We start from the raw sequence: 15052 nt of genomic DNA, 5'->3' as shown, positions 1-15052 counted from the left end.
GACCCCGTCCATCGTACGGTCGTACAGGGAACGATCCGGGGACGACCGAAGTGCCGCCCGACGCTGCTATGGCGCGGACCACATGCCTGTTATGGGCAGTGGCCGGGAGGTGGAGGGGCCGCGGACCGCTACTCGAAGCGCGCCGCCAGCAGGACGACGTCCTCCTCGCTGTCCGCCCGGTCCGTCCCGCCCGGCAGCACGGTCCGCAGGACGTGGTCGACGACGGCGTCCGGGTCGTGCCGGATCGCCCTCGGCACCCCGGCCGCCGCCGCGTGCAGCCGGGCGAAGGCGCGGTCGGTGGCGTCGCCGGTGCGGTGCAGCAGCCCGTCGGTGTACAGCAGAACCGTCTCTCCGGGTTCCGTCGTCAGCTCCACGCTCGGCGCCTCCCAGCAGGCCAGCATGCCCAGCGGCGCGGACACGGAGGTCTCCACGAACTCGGTGCGCCGCTCGCCGATCAGCAGCGGCGGGGTGTGGCCGGCACCGGCGAGCGTGATCCTGCGCAGGGAGGGCTCGCAGTAGGCGAACAGGGCGGTGGCGCAGCGGGCGGGCTCGGTGAGTCTGAGCAGCAGCTCCAGGTCGGACAGGACCGCGACCGGGTCCTCGCCCTCCATCACGGCGTACGCCCGCAGGCTGGCCCGCAGCCGTCCCATCGCGGCGACCGCGCTGGGCCCGGACCCGGTGACCGAGCCGACCGCGAGGCCGAGTGCGGCGTCCGGCAGCGGCAGCGCGTCGTACCAGTCGCCGCCCCCGCGCGGGCCGGTGCGGTGCCGCACGGCGAGCTGGACGCCGGCCATGCGCGGCAGCCGGGACGGGAGCAGCTCCTCGGCCATCGTCTTCATGCACGCGCGCGTGCGCTCGATCTCCAGGAGCCGGGACAGGTGCTCGGTGGCGTAGCGGGTGTACAGGCCGGCGAGGTGGCGCTGGCGCTCGGCCGGTTCGGCGGGCTCGTCGTACAGCCAGACGGCGGCGCCGAGGCGCCCGGCGGCCTCGGTGGACAGGGGCAGGGCGTAGCTGGCGGCGTAGCCGAGGCGGGCGGCGACCTCGCGGTGGCGGGGGTCGAGTCCGTCCTCGGAGAGCAGGTCCGGCTGGGCGATCTCACCGTCGCCGCCGGGCAGTCCGTCGAGGATCCTGCCGTACGACATCGCGCTGCGCGGCACGGTCTCGATGTGCCCGAGGTCGGCGCGGGCGAGGCCCAGACCGATGGTGGTGTCCGGGCCCAGTCCGTCCGCGGGTTCCAGTACGACGAGACCGCGCCGGGCGCCCACGAGGGCGGATCCGGCGCGCAGCAGTTCCTGGAGGGCGTCGGCGAGTGCGTCCGTACGGGCCAGGCGTTCGGTGAGTTCGTGGAGGGTCGTGAGGTCCGAGACCCAGCCGGCGAGGCGGTCCTGGAGCACCGCGCCGGGTGCGTTCGGCGCGGGAACCGCTGGGGTTCCCGGGGCCGCGGGCGCGGGCGCGACAGTGTGTGCGGGCGAGGGAACCGTGGAATCGATTCTGGCCACTTTCGAAGGGTGAGGGGCGTTCATGGCGTCCGGCTTTCCGACCGGTGCGTATTGCTCAAAAGCATCGCAAACCCCCATGTCATTCTGCGCCGCTAGCAGTGTCTCCACATGTACACGCACTCGTAAGGGGATGTCCAGCATTGTCCTGCCGGGATTCCTGGTGTCCGTGGGTAACCTGAGCACTCGTCGTAGACCTCTTGCGTAAAGGCAAAGTTGGCCTAAAACTGCCTCAGGGAACGGGGTATTGCGGTCGACTGGTTTCGCTCCACAGAGCGTCACAGCGGTCGTGATGGGTACGTACTCGGTGAAGGCCAGGGGTGGTTGACAACCACCCGGAACCTGGTGACGGACCCGGGCGTCTTAGCCACCGACGATCGTGCCCCATCCTCCCGTGGCGGAGGCGAAGAGAAATACGCGCGACGGCAAACGCCATACTTCGCCACCCCACGCACGTGCTTTTGATGGACGACGTATGGACGAGGCTGCCGCTGAAGCAGCCAACGCTCGGCCCATAGGGGATCCCCTTGCTCGCGGCAGGGGTGTGATGCGCCTACAGGTACGCACAGTGAAGTGATCGACACATGGTGTGATGTGACCACGGTGTTGCCAGCGGTGCAACGGAAAGGAACGAGCGCTCATGCGCGAGATCCTCGGAAGGCGACGCAGGCTTCTGCGCGGCGACGGGAAGTCTGAGTTGATCAGCGCGGCCCTGACCTTCGCGACGGAATGGCGCTGGCCCGTACTCCCGGGCGTGACGACGCACCCGCAGGGACACTCCCGCTGCGGCTGCCCCGACCCGGACTGCACGGTGCCCGGCGCGCACCCCTTCGACCCCGGACTCCTCGCGGCCACGACCGACGAGCGCATGGTGCGCTGGTGGTGGGCCAACCGGCCCGCGGCGCCGATCATCCTCGCCACCGGCGGCACGGCGCCCTGCGCGGTCAGCCTGCCCGCCCTGCCGGCAGCGCACGCCCTCACCGCACTCGACCGCAAGGGCATGCGCCTCGGCCCGGTCGTCGCCTCGCCCGCCCGCTGGTCGATCCTGGTGAAGCCGTACTCCATGGAACAGCTGGGCGAGCTGCTGTACGCCAAGGACTTCGTCCCCGGCTCCCTCCGCTTCCACGGCGAGGGCGGCTACATCGCCCTGCCCCCGTCCGAGACCGGCCAGGGCCCCATCACCTGGCAGCGCGCCCCCCTCCCCGGCTCGGCCTCCCCGTGGGTGCCCGATGTCGAGGCCGTGGTGGACGCCGTGGTCGAGGCCCTCACTCGTACGGGTGTGAGCGCGCCCGAGTTGTAGGGCCATCCGGCGCGCGCGGAACGGCACATGCCCGTGCGGTCGTTACATTCCGCTGTATGCCGCGTCATACCAGGGGAAATAGGGCACCGTCGTCGCATCGCCGCGGGCCGAACCATCGAAGAGTCCGTCTGATCGCCCTCGCGTCCGTCGCGGCGGCCGCGGTCGCCCTGCCACTGGCCTGGGCGGCCGCCGGCCAGGTCGTCGACGCGGGCCGGGCGGCCGTGGGGGCATCCGACCGGGAGGCTGTACGGCCCTCCTCGCCCGCCCCGAAGAACGGCGCCGTACGTCCCTCGCCACGCGGTGACGCCAAGGCGCCCTCCGCCGACCCGACCGGCACCGCGCTGCTGCTCGACCTCGGCCTGTCCACCGCCGTGCGCTGCGGTCCCGAACTCACCTCGCCCGAGGGCATCGAGGCGCAGACCTGTGTCCTCACCCAGGGTGAGGAGACCTGGGCGCGCACGTACTTCCGCAATGCGACAGGCGGTGCGCTGGACTCCGTGCTGAGCCTCATGGGGCCCGGTGGGCGCACGCTCCAGATGCGCTGCGTCGTGGGCGCCGAGGACGAGCCGGGGACGTGCGAGACGCCTCGGGAGCGCACGCGCGGCGGCTCGGACGCCTATACGGCGGTCACGGAGTTCGCGGAGCGGGCCGGGCGCGGGGCGCTGTTGCTGCGTTCCGCGAGCAACGCCGAGCGGGGCAATTCCGAGGACACCTCGAGCCGTTGACATGTGCCGCCGTTCCGTAAAGGAACGTGCACATGGAAAGACCCGGTTGCTGGCGACGGGGGATGCACCAGCAACCGGGCTACTCGAACGGTAACAAGAGATCGGCGGTTCGCAAATTCGATCCGGGCTTTCCAGTCACGGACTCCCTTGCTCCGCATGGGAGTTGTGATCGGATTCACCCTCCCGGCGCGGGCCGGTTCGGCTGAACGGCCGTTCAGCCGAACCCGATCTCCGCGGCGCGCGTCAGCTGAGCGTGACCTGCCGGTTGGTCAGGCCGCCACGCGCGCGACGCTCGTCAGGAGTGAGCGGTGCGTCCGTGGCCAGGGCGGCCGCGAGGCGCTCGGCGAACTCGGCCGCCGGCTTCTCCACATCCTCGGCGCCGACACCGCGCGGCAGGTCCCAGACCGGCACGGTGAGGCCGTGAGCGCGGAAGGAGCCCACGAGACGGGTGCCCTCGCCGAGGCTCGACTTCCCCGCCGCGTGCAGCCGCGCGAGGGCGTCCAGAAGCTGCTCCTCGGGGTGCGGCATGACCCAGCGCAGGTGGTTCTTCTCCGGCGTCTCGCACCAGTACGCGGAGTCCACGCCGGTCAGCTTCACGGTCGGGATGGCAGCGGCGTTGGCCCGCTCCAGGGAGGCGGTCACTTCCGGAGTGGCGTTCTCCGCGTCCGGGACCCAGAACTCGAAGCCCGCGTGCACAACTGGCTCGAACGCGCCTTCCGGGTCGAGGAGATCCTGCAGCCGCGGACCGTCGGCCGGGGCGCGCCGCCCCTGGACCGGGGTGCCGGGCTTCGCGGTGAGCGCCTGCTGGAGCGTGTCGGCGAGGTCGCGGCTGATGTCGCCGGACGCCGTGTCGTTCTGCAGGCCCAGCAGCACCGAGCCGTCGTCGCGGCGCAGGGCCGGCCAGGCCATCGGCAGCACCGTGGCCAGCGTGACGGACGGGACGCCTTCGGGGAGGCCGCCCTTCAGGGGCAGTTCGACGGTGGCGGCGGGCACCAGCTCGCGCAGGGCCACCCAGTCGCACTCGCCGGGCAGTCCCTCGAACGGACGCTGCACCAGCTCGGTCACCGCGTGCGCGGCGGCCCGGCCGTGACAGGCCTTGTAGCGCCGACCGCTGCCGCAGGGGCAAGGTTCGCGCGCGCCGACCACCGGAATGTGTCCATCAGCGCCTCCGGCGCGGGCTGCGTCGCGGAGCTGCGGGCGCTTGGCCTTGGTCTGGGGTCGCTTCTTGGCCATCGTGGGTGTCTCCCGGTTACGGCTCGTCTCGTACGGGCGCGAGCCTAGCCGTTCACGCCATCGTCGACGGGAGCCTGTGGACAACCAACGGGTCGTGCCGGAAGCGGGGCTTCGGCAACCGGGTGCCCTTCAGTCCAGGTGGTCGAAGGCGTCCGCGAAGTCGAGGCCGGATATCGCGCTCACCGCCGGTGCCGCGACGCGCGTAGCGAAGTCGGCGCGACGGTGCCCCGCGTCGGGATCATGAACGTCGTCATGGACCACGACCCAGACCGTGACCTCGCCCCGGGCGTCGTCCCGGACACCCCAGTCGTCGGCGAGGGCGGTGATGATGTTCAGCCCGCGGCCGCCGTGTGCGGTGACCGAGGGCGTGGCCGGAGCAGGGCGAGTGGGTCCGCCGCCGTCCGTCACCTCCACGGTGAGCCTGCCGCTCAGATCTACGCGCCATGCGGCCCGGACGTCGCCGTCCCCGGCCAGTGCGTCACCCAGTGGCCGGCCGTGTTTGCACGCGTTGCTCAAGAGTTCGGAAAGAATCAGTACGGCGTCGTCGATGACCGATTCCGCAACGCCACCCCTGCGCAACTGTGAGCGCATACGGTGTCTTGCTTTCCCCACGCCCGCAGGGCCATGGGGTACGGCCATGCTCGACGACGTGGGCACCTCCTGTGCCACCACCAACGCCACCCCCGAGACCTCCTTTGCCCCACGCCACGGTGTGGATGCCCCATTGGCCTGTACCGGAAACCGGCCAATCAAGGTCCGGTGACGCATTCGCAACGATCGAATACGGACCGAACGCGCCGGAGCACACCCTGTAATCGGGATGGCTGAAATCCGTCGGTGTGGCCGAGAGTGGAGGATGGGGCTGAAGGGGCTCGGGGGTCAATAGGTTGCGCAGGGATTGGTGAGGTTTCGGGGGTTTACACGTGCACGCTTTGCCTGAGTCCCGCCTTGAGCGCTCCACGCGCGTGTGTGAGCGCTCCACGCGCGCGTGCGTGTGTCAGCGGCCGAGCTGGTGCAGCACCGCGCGCGGGCGGTTGGTGATGATGGCGTCGACGCCCAGTTCGACGCAGAGGTCGACGTCCTGCGGCTCGTTCACGGTCCATACGTGCACCTGGTGGCCGGCCCGCTTCAAGCGCTCCACGTACGCCGGGTGACTGCGCACGATCCGGATCGAGGGGCCCGCGATGTGGACGCCCGCGGGCAGCCGCCCGTCCCGCAGCCTCGGTGAGACGAACTGCATCAGATAGACCGTCGGCAGCGTCGGCGAGGCGGCACGCACGCGATGCAGTGAGCGGGCGGAGAAGCTCATGACGCGCACCGGGGAGTCGGCGGCCGAGGCGGGCGCGTCGAGCCCGAACCGCTTCAGCAGAACCAGCAGCCGTTCCTCGACCTGCCCCGCCCACCGGGTCGGGTGCTTGGTCTCGATCGCCATCTCCACACGCCGCCCCGCGTCCGCGACGAGCTCCAGCAGCCGCTCCAGGGTGAGTACGGAGGTGTCCTCCGGGTCCTCCGGCCGGAACTCCCAGTCGGGCTCCTCGGCCCGGTTCTTCCACGAGTCGCGGTTCTTGCGGGAGCCGAAGTCCAGGGCGGCGAGCTCGGCGAGCTCCAGCGCGGAGACGGCGCCGCGGCCGTTGGACGTACGGTTGACACGGCGGTCGTGGACGCAGACGAGATGGCCGTCCGCGGTGAGGCGTACGTCGCACTCAAGGGCGTCCGCACCGTCCTCGATCGCCTTCTTGTACGCGGCCAGGGTGTGCTCAGGAGCGTCTTCGGAGGCTCCGCGGTGGGCGACGACTTGGATCTGGTGCTGCCGTGCGTGGGTCACCGCGTCATGGTGCCACCGCACAGGGGTAGACGTGCGAGCGGAGAAGGCACGAGGACACTGAGATTGTGCCTTTTTGGTCTCACATGACCTATGTAAGGAGTGGCCGTGGACGCACAGCAACCGCTTATGGTGCTCTGACGGCCTGTGGGAAAAGCTGACCGCATACACAAAGGCATGCACAGCTGAGCGCACCGGCCGTGGACAAGCGTGAACGGGCGTGACCGAGTGCGACCGAAAAAACCAGCCGTGGATCGAGGAGAGAAGCTGTGAGCACCGAGAACGAGGGCGCCGCGGTACCCCCGGCCCCGTCCGCACCCCCCGTGCCGGTGGACGCTCCTGCTGCTCCGGCGCCCCAGGAGCCCCCCGCTCCCGAAGCCGGTGCCGCCCCGACCACCCCGCTGCCACCGGTGCCGCCGGCGCCGAGCGACACCCCGGCGAACGCGAACGGCACCCAGCCGCACGCCGCCGAGCCGCACGCCCCTGAGCCGTACGTCGCCGAGCAGCCGGCCAATGGATCGCAGCCGACACACGCCCCGGCCGCCTCGAACGGAGCCCAGCCGCTCGGCCCGGCCGCCCCGGCCGCTCCGCAGGGCTCGGCCCCCGCCGCCTCCTGGCCGCCCCCGCCGCCCCCCGGCACGCCGCCGTACGCCGACGCCGGTGCCCCTGCGGGTGCCGGTGCCGGTATGGGCGCTGCGGGCATGGGCGCCGCCGGTATGGGCGCAGCGGGCGCGGGCGGAGCCGGTGCCGGCTCCGGCTGGGGCACGACGTACCAGCAGCCGGAGCCGAAGTCCGGCCGCGGCCGCGGTGGCCTGCTCGCCGCCGTGCTCATCGCCGCGCTCGTCGCGGGCGGCCTGGGCGGCGGCCTCGGCTACACCCTTGCCAAGAACGACGACAACACCTCCTCGACGACCGTCTCCGCCTCCGACAGCGGTGGCTCGCTCAAGCGCGACCCGGGCACCGTCGCGGGCGTGGCCGCCACGGCGCTGCCGAGCACCGTCACCATCCAGGCCGAGAGCAGCGCGGGCGAGGGCGGGACCGGCACAGGCTTCGTCTTCGACAGGGAGGGCCACATCCTCACCAACAACCACGTGGTGGCCGACGCGGTCGACGGCGGCAAGCTGACGGCGACCTTCCCGAACGGCAAGAAGTACGACGCGGAGGTTGTCGGCCACGCGCAGGGCTACGACGTCGCGGTCATCAAGCTCAAGAACGCCCCGTCGGACCTGCAGCCGCTCACCCTGGGCGACTCCGACAAGGTGGCGGTCGGCGACTCCACCATCGCGATCGGCGCCCCGTTCGGCCTCTCCAACACGGTCACCACGGGCATCATCAGCGCCAAGAACCGCCCGGTCGCCTCCAGCGACGGCACCGGCAGCAACGCGTCCTACATGAGCGCCCTCCAGACCGACGCCTCGATCAACCCGGGCAACTCCGGCGGCCCGCTGCTGGACGCCCAGGGCAATGTGATCGGCATTAACTCCGCGATCCAGTCCGCGGCGAACGGCCTGGGCGGCACCAGCCAGTCCGGCTCGATCGGCCTCGGCTTCGCCATCCCGATCAACCAGGCCAAGTACGTCGCCCAGCAGCTGATCAAGACCGGTAAGCCGGTCTACGCCAAGATCGGTGCCTCCGTGTCCCTGGAGGACACCGCCGACGGTGCCAAGATCACCGAGCAGGGCGCCAGCGGCTCGGACGCGGTCGAGGCGGGCGGCCCCGCCGACAAGGCCGGCCTCAAGCCCGGCGACGTCATCACCAAGCTCGACGACTCGGTGATCGACTCCGGTCCCACCCTGATCGGCGAGATCTGGACCCACCAGCCCGGCGACAAGGTCACGATCACCTACGAACGAGGCGGCCAGACCCACACCGTCGACGTCACCCTGGCCGCCCGCACGGGCGACAGCTGACCCGACCGCCACACGCGCGTACGGCCCGGCTTCGACCAACAGGGGATCACCATCCCCGCACAGCGGGCGAGGCCGGTAGTCTGTACGCGCTCCGCCCCTGGTGGGCCGGGGCGAGGTGGGTTGCCCGAGCGGCCTAAGGGAACGGTCTTGAAAACCGTCGTGGCAGCGATGTCACCGTGGGTTCAAATCCCACACCCACCGCGCAATGAGCAGTGCGGAAGGCCCCTGACCAGCGGAATCGGTCGGGGGCCTTCGGCGTAGCCGCCCGTGACCGAGCCGCTCAGGCCTTCTTCGCGGTGGTCCGTTTCGCGGTTCTGCCTCCACCGGCGCGAGTCCCTCCGGAACCGGCGGCAGGGCTCCTCCGCCTGCCTCCGGCCTTCTCCGTGCCTCCGGCCTTCTCCGCTCCCCCGGCCTTCTCCGCTCCCCCGGCCTTCTCCGTGCCCGCGGCCTTCTCCGTGCCCCCAGGCGTCCGGGACGCCGTGGACCGGGTGTCGGGCGAGATCGGCCACTTGAGCTCGATCTCCAGCTCGATCTCCCCGTCCTCGACCTCGACCTCGATTTCGCAGTGGAGGTCGGAGGGGACCCGGAGGCTCAACTTCCACGGTTCGAGCTCCAGCTCGGCATCGCCGCCCTGGCGTAGCGCGGCCGCGAGCGCCGTGAGCTGATCAGCCGCCTCGAGGCGTGACAAGGAGCGCTTCTGCTCAAATTTGAGGTCCGTCATGGCCTCTCCGATCCAGCACGCGAACAGCTGACATTCATATTCTGGAGCGAGGAGGCAGATGGGACATCTCGGCCCTTGTGGGGTTGTGAAGAGGGACGGTCGGCTCAGCGCTCCGGCTGAGTCCGCAGCAGTAGCCGTAGCTGCCCGATCTCCGTGACGTTCTTCATCAGCTCGGCGTTCACCCAGCCGATCATGCGGGCGACGGTGTACTGCGGGTCGTTCGGCCAGGGGAACGGTGCCGTGGCGTCCAGGGCCGTGTCGTCGTCGAGCGCGTCCAGAGCTGCCAGCCAGTCCGTGCGCAGGTCGCGCAGCCAGGCGACGGTCGGCTCGCCGTCACCGGGCCAGGTGACGTCGGTCCGCTCCCGGGGCGGGCGGCCGTGCAGATGGTCGGCGGCCACGCTCCACCACCAGCCGATGTGCCAGCTCACCCAGGCGATCGTCGGCACGGGGACGGGGTCGGGCTCGGTGTCCGCCCAGTCCGGCACCCAGGAGCCGTCGGCGGCCCGACGTACCGTCCAGCAGAGGGGTCCCGGTTCCCACAGGAAGTCCTCGGGCCGCAGCCGTTCCAGGTGGTACTCGAACAACGCCCAGGTCAAGTCGAACTGCCAGCGCAGCAGCTCACGTCGGGAAGCGCTCATCGGCCGAGCCTGGCACAGGGGTTCCCTTCCGGAGCAAGCCGTTTTCTTCGCCCCGGCCGGTTCTGTAGTTCGGCCGGTTCTGAATCCGGCCCCAAGTCCGGCGCCGGCGACCCTAGAACTCGTAGTCCCGCGCCAAACCCTCCCAGTCCACGCCGCGCAGCGTCTCCTCCGTGTCGCGACCGTCCGGCACGCGCGCGGTGGGCTGGAACCAGACGATCGTGAGGGCGGAGCGGCGCAGGACCGGGTCGTGGTCGCGGTCGAGGGCCGTGGAGTGGAAGGCGCCGACACACGCCACGGCGGGCAGTACCTCGACCGGACCGAACGCGCCCGCGTACTGGTCGGGATACTCGCGCGGCGGCGGGACGAGGTGCACCGGCACGGCGGGGTGAGCCCGCGCCGCGGCGCGGACGAGGCCCTTGATCTTCAGGTCGTTGACCGGCTTGCACGGGTAGCCCTCCGGCGTCCCGAGCATTCCGAGCATGCCGCCGTACGTCGCCGACAGCCGCAGCTCGGAGAGGTCGAGCGAGCGGCCGGAGGCGAGGACGACGCGGGCGAGCGACATGGTCGGCGCCTTTGGGCGGTGGTGCATCGTGCTCCCGTGCGTTTTCAAGCCCCCGTCGGGCGTCTGGCGTCGGCGCCCGTCAGGGCCGGTGCCCCGTCATCCGCGCCGCCGACGCGATCGTCGCGCGGGCCTCGCGTTCGGTCAGGCCGGTGTTGAGCGCCGCCTCGACCAGGGGGTCGACGAGGGCGGGGCCGATGCCGTCCTCGTAGGCGCGGCAGGCGGCCCAGAACAGGCGGGTGTTGCGCTGGCCCTCGTGCGCGGCGAGTACGAACTGGACGAGCCCCTGGCCGTGGCCGCCGGCCGAGAGGGGCGTGAAGTGGTGCGTGCGGGGCGGGGGGAGCAGAAGGCGCAGGAGGGCGCGCGGACAGGGCGCGGGGCCGATGTGGGAAGTGCCGGGGGCGGTGCTGTAGACGCCGTGGTCGGTGCGGGAGCCGGGGCCGACGAGGTAGCCGCCGGCGCCCCGGATGTCGATGCCGGGTGCGAGGCGGCCCGCCGAGTTGGGGACGACGGCTTCCGGCGGGCCGGTCAGCCAGAGGTGGCGGCCGCCGCTCGGGGTCAGGACGACGACCGTGGGCGGAATCGTGAACAGGTGGCGCAGGGCCAGTTCGCGCAGGGCGGCGGAGGCGTCCGTACCGGACTTGGTGTCGAGGTCGATGCCGATGAGGTGGTGCGGGGGCAGGCCGCAGGCGATGCCGTAGCCCGTGGCCCAGGGAGCGGCGGCGAAGAGTTCACGGATGCGGGCGGGGTCGGTTGACGCGTCGTAGACCCCGTGCCCGAAGCGGCCGCACTCGCCGTGGCAGGGGGCTGGGTCGGGGTCGTCGCGGTGCGGGGATCGCAGGGCCGGGAGTTTCGTCCGGGACAGGGGGATGACGGCCAGTCCGCGCTCGGCGGCTGACAGGGCGTGTGCGAGGGCCAGCGTCGTGGCCTGCCGGTCGGTGGTGGCCATGCCTCTATGTTCGTACGAATGTTCGAAAAATGGAAGGGTCGACGGCTGTGACCTGCCGCCGAAGCGCCGGTCCCTGACGAATGGCCGGAAGCCTGCCGGAACCTTTCCCCTCTTGTGGGCCTTGGGGCGGGACTGGTCGTGCTGCCCGTACTGCCCTGCCATGGGCGCTGGAAGTGGCGAAAGGGGTTTATCGACTTGTCATCACGCTTCAGGGCGAATAGGGGCTTCCGGGGTGGTTCGCCGGGGATTCGGTGGGCAACTCTGATCTCGCGACGTCGTGCAGAACTCCGGGGCGGTCGGCCAACTGCCTTGGGAAGCGCAGTACTTCATGCACTACCAATGCGTCCGGCGGGGAGCCTGGGCGCACCTGTTCTGGAGGAACAAACATGGCAAGCATCCGTACCGCCCGCGTCATCGCCGCCGTCTCCGCCCTCCCGCTGGCCGCCGTCCTCTTCGCCGGCGTCGCGACGGCGGACAGCGGTGCCTTCGCGGACGACGGATCCAGCGCGGCCGTCACGAACGCCGCGCAGGGCCTCATCGGCAGCGGGGTCGGCGGCGACAACTACGGCAACTCGGCCACCACCCAGCAGCAGGCGACCGGCTCCGGCGCCTCGAACCAGAGCAACACCGCCCAGGTCAACGGCTCCGCGTTCACGGCGGTCAACCAGGGCAACGACAACACGTCCGTCAACTTCACCCCCCTCTGGTGGTGAGCTGAGGAGGCCGGTGCCCGGTGCTCAGCACCGGCCTCCTCGGAGTTGTGTGGGGTGTGCTCTGTGGGGTGTGACGCGCCTGCGCGGCGGTACTTCGGTACCGCCGCGCAGGCGTTTTTCCACTGCTGCCTGCTGCCTGCTGCCTGCTGCCTGCGCCCTGCTGCCTGCTGCCTTTCCGCTGCTTCCCGCTGCTTTCCGCTGCTTTCCCCGGTCTTGACAGCGCACAGCATCTGACGGACAGTCAGAAACCTTCGCGGACTCAGGAAAAACTCGTGGGAACCGGATCGGCGTGGGCGGTGTACCAGAAGTGTCAGTGCGATACGCCGCGGGGCGATGAGGGCGAGGGGGCGACGGTGAGCTACGGACCGGTGGTGAGCCGTGAGGCGGACGTGGAGACGGGCGAGGCGTACGAGGCGCGGCTGAAGGTCTATGAGGGGCAGCGCGCCGCCGTCGCCCGGCCCGGCAAGGACCCCGTCAACACGCCCATGATCCGTCACTGGTGCGAGGCGATGGGCGACACCAACCCGGCGTACTCGGGACCGGACGCCATCGCACCGCCCACCATGCTCCAGGCGTGGACCATGAGCGGTCTCTCCGGCCAGACGAGAGGCACGCACGCGTACGACGAGCTGCTCGGCCTGCTCGACGAGGCCGGCTACACCTCCGTGGTCGCCACGGACTGCGAGCAGGAGTATCTACGGCCCCTGCGACCCGGGGACGAGATCATCTACGACTCGGTGATCGAGTCGGTCTCGGAGAAGAAGACGACCAAGCTCGGCACCGGGTACTTCGTCACGACCCGAATGGACATCCGCGTCGGCCCCGACCTCGCGGGCACCCACCGCTTCCGCATCCTCAAGTACGCGCCGCTACGCCCGACGGACCGCCCGGGAGGCAGCCCGACCCGGCGCGACCGGGCACAGAAGCCTTCGCGTCCCCGCCCCGTCGTCAACCGCGACAACGCAGGCTTCTGGGAGGGCGTCCAGCGGCGCCGACTCCTCATCCAGCGCTGCACCACCTGCGGCACGCTCCGCCACCCCTGGCTTCCCGGCTGCCACGCCTGCGGCGGACTCGACTGGGACACGGTCGAGGCGAGCGGTGAGGGGACGGTCTATTCGTACGTCGTGATGCACCACCCGCCCTTCCCCGCCTTCGACCCTCCCTACGCGGTCGGCCTGGTCGAACTGGCCGAGGGCGTGCGCATGATCGGCAACGTGCTGGGGGTGCCGTACGACAAGGTCCGCATCGGATTGCCGGTACGGCTCGAATTCCGCGAGTACGACGAGGAGTTGGTGTTGCCGGTCTGGTGCGCCCAGGAGGTGCCCGAGATGCAGGAGACGCGGGAGGTCGGCACATGAGGGGCGGTGAAGGAGTGAGCGGACAGCCTGTGGAGGCTGGTGACGAACTGCCCCCGCTGGAGATCCCGATCACCCGCACACTGATCGTCGCCGGCGCCATCGCCTCACGCGACTACCAAGACGTCCACCACGACGCGGAGTTGGCACGCCAGAAGGGCTCCCCGGACATCTTCATGAACATCCTGACGACGAACGGCCTGGTCGGCCGCTACATCACCGACCACTTCGGACCGACGGCCGAACTGCGCAGGGTGGCCATACGACTCGGGGCGCCCAACTACCCGGGAGACACGATGGTGTTGACAGGGCGCGTCGAGGAGGTCGACGGAGACACGGCGACGGTCCGGGTGATCGGCGCCAACGGCATCGGCAAGCACGTGACCGGCACGGTGACGGTCACAGTGTCGGCGGCGGAGGGCCCGGTATGAGCGTGCGTGCGAAGGACGCCCTGGCCGGGCGGGCGGCGATCGTGGGTATCGGGGCCACCGACTTCTCGAAGGACTCCGGGCGCAGTGAGCTGCGGCTGGCCGTGGAGGCGGTGCGGGCAGCCCTGGACGACGCCGGGCTGACGCCGGGGGACGTGGACGGGATGGTGACGTTCACGATGGACACCAGCCCGGAGATCACCGTGGCCCAGGCCTGCGGGATGGGGGAGCTGTCCTTCTTCTCCCGTGTGCACTACGGCGGTGGCGCCGCCTGTGCGACGGTCCAGCAGGCGGCGCTCGCCGTGGCGACGGGCGTCGCGGAGGTGGTCGTCTGCTACCGGGCCTTCAACGAGCGGTCGGGCCGGAGATTCGGCTCGGGAGTGCAGCACCGGGAGCCCTCGGCGGAGGGCGTGGCGCTGGGCTGGTCCCTGCCGTTCGGGCTGCTCACCCCGGCCTCCTGGGTGGCGATGGCGGCCCAGCGGTATCTGCACACCTACGGGCTGGCGCCGGAGGTGTTCGGGCATGTCGCGGTGACCGACCGCAAGTACGCGGCGACCAACCCGGCCGCCTACTTCCACGGCAGACCCATCACCCTCGCCGACCACGCGGCCTCGCGCTGGATCGTCGAGCCACTGCGGCTGCTGGACTGCTGCCAGGAGACGGACGGCGGCCAGGCGATCGTCGTCACCTCCGTCGACCGGGCCCGTGACCTGCCCCAATCGCCGGCCGTCATAGCTGCGGCGGCCCAGGGTGCCGGCCGGGGGCAGGAGCAGATGACGAGCTTCTACCGGGACGACCTCACCGGCCTGCCCGAGATGGCCGTGGTGGCGCGGCAGCTGTGGCGGACCGCGGGGCTGGGGCCGGGGGAGATCGACGTGGGGATTCTGTACGACCACTTCACCCCCTACGTCGTGATGCAGCTCGAGGAGTTCGGGTTCTGTGGGAAGGGAGAGGGAGGGGGCTTCGTGGCCGAGGAGCGGTTGCCGCTCAACACGCACGGAGGGCAGCTCGGGGAGGCGTATCTGCACGGGATGAACGGAATCGCGGAGGGAGTGAGACAGGTGCGCGGGACATCCGTGAACCAGATATCCGGGGCGGAAAGGGTGCTGGTGACGGCGGGGGCCGGGGTGCCGACGTCGGGGCTCGTCCTTACTGCCGACCGATGACCCCCAGGGGTAATCCCGCAGTATGTGTCCCCCGCTC

General features: G+C 70.9%; 15 protein-coding genes and 1 tRNA gene. 8 read left to right on the top strand and 8 right to left on the bottom strand.

Annotation, left to right across the window (positions count from 1 at the left end; translation table 11 throughout):
* Positions 1–128: 128 nt before the first annotated feature.
* Positions 129–1640: a PP2C family protein-serine/threonine phosphatase gene (locus AQJ67_RS23765; RefSeq protein WP_208615034.1), complete on the bottom strand. Its 1512-nt coding sequence runs from the start codon at positions 1638–1640 to the stop codon at positions 129–131.
* Positions 1641–2136: 496 nt separating this feature from the next.
* On the opposite strand from AQJ67_RS23765, the gene AQJ67_RS23760 reads away from it, so the two are divergent.
* Together AQJ67_RS23760 and AQJ67_RS23755 are read left to right on the top strand one after the other, a co-directional pair.
* Positions 2137–2796, top strand: coding sequence for a bifunctional DNA primase/polymerase (locus AQJ67_RS23760; protein WP_062721108.1), 660 nt, complete (start codon positions 2137–2139; stop codon positions 2794–2796).
* A gap of 56 nt (positions 2797–2852) precedes the next feature.
* Complete coding sequence (locus AQJ67_RS23755) at positions 2853–3521, top strand: hypothetical protein (RefSeq protein ID WP_244190563.1); 669 nt, start codon at positions 2853–2855, stop codon at positions 3519–3521.
* Between the two features lie 243 nt (positions 3522–3764).
* On the opposite strand, the gene AQJ67_RS23750 is transcribed toward AQJ67_RS23755, so the two are convergent.
* The 3 genes from AQJ67_RS23750 to AQJ67_RS23740 form a co-directional block, all read right to left on the bottom strand.
* Entirely contained in the window at positions 3765–4754 is a 990-nt protein-coding gene (locus tag AQJ67_RS23750; protein ID WP_062721107.1) for a DUF5926 family protein, read from the bottom strand.
* A gap of 129 nt (positions 4755–4883) precedes the next feature.
* Positions 4884–5522 carry an ATP-binding protein gene (locus AQJ67_RS23745; RefSeq protein WP_062721106.1) on the bottom strand — a complete coding sequence of 213 codons (639 nt, stop codon included), beginning with the start codon at positions 5520–5522 and terminating at the stop codon, positions 4884–4886.
* A 229-nt stretch (positions 5523–5751) separates the two neighbouring features.
* Positions 5752–6579, bottom strand: coding sequence for a glycerophosphodiester phosphodiesterase (locus tag AQJ67_RS23740; RefSeq protein WP_062721105.1), 828 nt, complete (start codon positions 6577–6579; stop codon positions 5752–5754).
* A gap of 266 nt (positions 6580–6845) precedes the next feature.
* On the opposite strand from AQJ67_RS23740, the gene AQJ67_RS23735 reads away from it, so the two are divergent.
* Positions 6846–8486, top strand: coding sequence for a S1C family serine protease (locus AQJ67_RS23735; RefSeq protein WP_062721104.1), 1641 nt, complete (start codon positions 6846–6848; stop codon positions 8484–8486).
* A 114-nt stretch (positions 8487–8600) separates the two neighbouring features.
* Positions 8601–8687 (top strand) — tRNA-Ser (locus tag AQJ67_RS23730).
* 79 nt (positions 8688–8766) lie between these two features.
* On the opposite strand, the gene AQJ67_RS23725 is transcribed toward AQJ67_RS23730, so the two are convergent.
* From AQJ67_RS23725 to AQJ67_RS23710, 4 genes are all read right to left on the bottom strand, one after another.
* Positions 8767–9207, bottom strand: a complete 441-nt coding sequence (locus AQJ67_RS23725) for an amphi-Trp domain-containing protein (protein ID WP_062721103.1) — start codon at positions 9205–9207, stop codon at positions 8767–8769.
* 104 nt (positions 9208–9311) lie between these two features.
* On the bottom strand, positions 9312–9845 hold the full coding sequence (locus AQJ67_RS23720) for a DinB family protein (protein WP_062721102.1): 534 nt from the start codon (positions 9843–9845) through the stop codon (positions 9312–9314).
* Positions 9846–9957: 112 nt separating this feature from the next.
* Positions 9958–10407, bottom strand: a complete 450-nt coding sequence (locus AQJ67_RS23715; RefSeq protein ID WP_062721101.1) for a hypothetical protein — start codon at positions 10405–10407, stop codon at positions 9958–9960.
* Between the two features lie 79 nt (positions 10408–10486).
* On the bottom strand, positions 10487–11353 hold the full coding sequence (locus AQJ67_RS23710) for a bifunctional DNA primase/polymerase (protein ID WP_062721100.1): 867 nt from the start codon (positions 11351–11353) through the stop codon (positions 10487–10489).
* 386 nt (positions 11354–11739) lie between these two features.
* Between AQJ67_RS23710 and AQJ67_RS23705 the strand changes: the two genes are divergently transcribed.
* The 4 genes from AQJ67_RS23705 to AQJ67_RS23690 all read left to right on the top strand — a co-directional run bounded on the left by AQJ67_RS23705 (position 11740) and on the right by AQJ67_RS23690 (position 15015).
* Positions 11740–12066, top strand: coding sequence for a hypothetical protein (locus AQJ67_RS23705; RefSeq protein WP_062721099.1), 327 nt, complete (start codon positions 11740–11742; stop codon positions 12064–12066).
* Positions 12067–12419: 353 nt separating this feature from the next.
* Positions 12420–13424 (top strand): bifunctional MaoC family dehydratase N-terminal/OB-fold nucleic acid binding domain-containing protein, encoded by a 1005-nt coding sequence (locus AQJ67_RS23700; RefSeq protein WP_425264177.1) that lies wholly within the window; start codon positions 12420–12422, stop codon positions 13422–13424.
* Between the two features lie 29 nt (positions 13425–13453).
* A complete protein-coding gene (locus AQJ67_RS23695) occupies positions 13454–13852 on the top strand; it encodes a MaoC family dehydratase (RefSeq protein WP_062721098.1) in 399 nt (132 codons plus the stop codon).
* Positions 13849–15015, top strand: a complete 1167-nt coding sequence (locus tag AQJ67_RS23690) for a lipid-transfer protein (RefSeq protein WP_062721097.1) — start codon at positions 13849–13851, stop codon at positions 15013–15015. The genes AQJ67_RS23695 and AQJ67_RS23690 overlap by 4 nt, the downstream gene beginning before the upstream one ends.
* Positions 15016–15052 lie beyond the last annotated feature (37 nt).

The sequence above is a fragment of the Streptomyces caeruleatus genome (assembly GCF_001514235.1).
GTDB lineage: Bacteria > Actinomycetota > Actinomycetes > Streptomycetales > Streptomycetaceae > Streptomyces > Streptomyces caeruleatus.
This window is presented reverse-complemented; position numbering and strand designations above follow the sequence as displayed.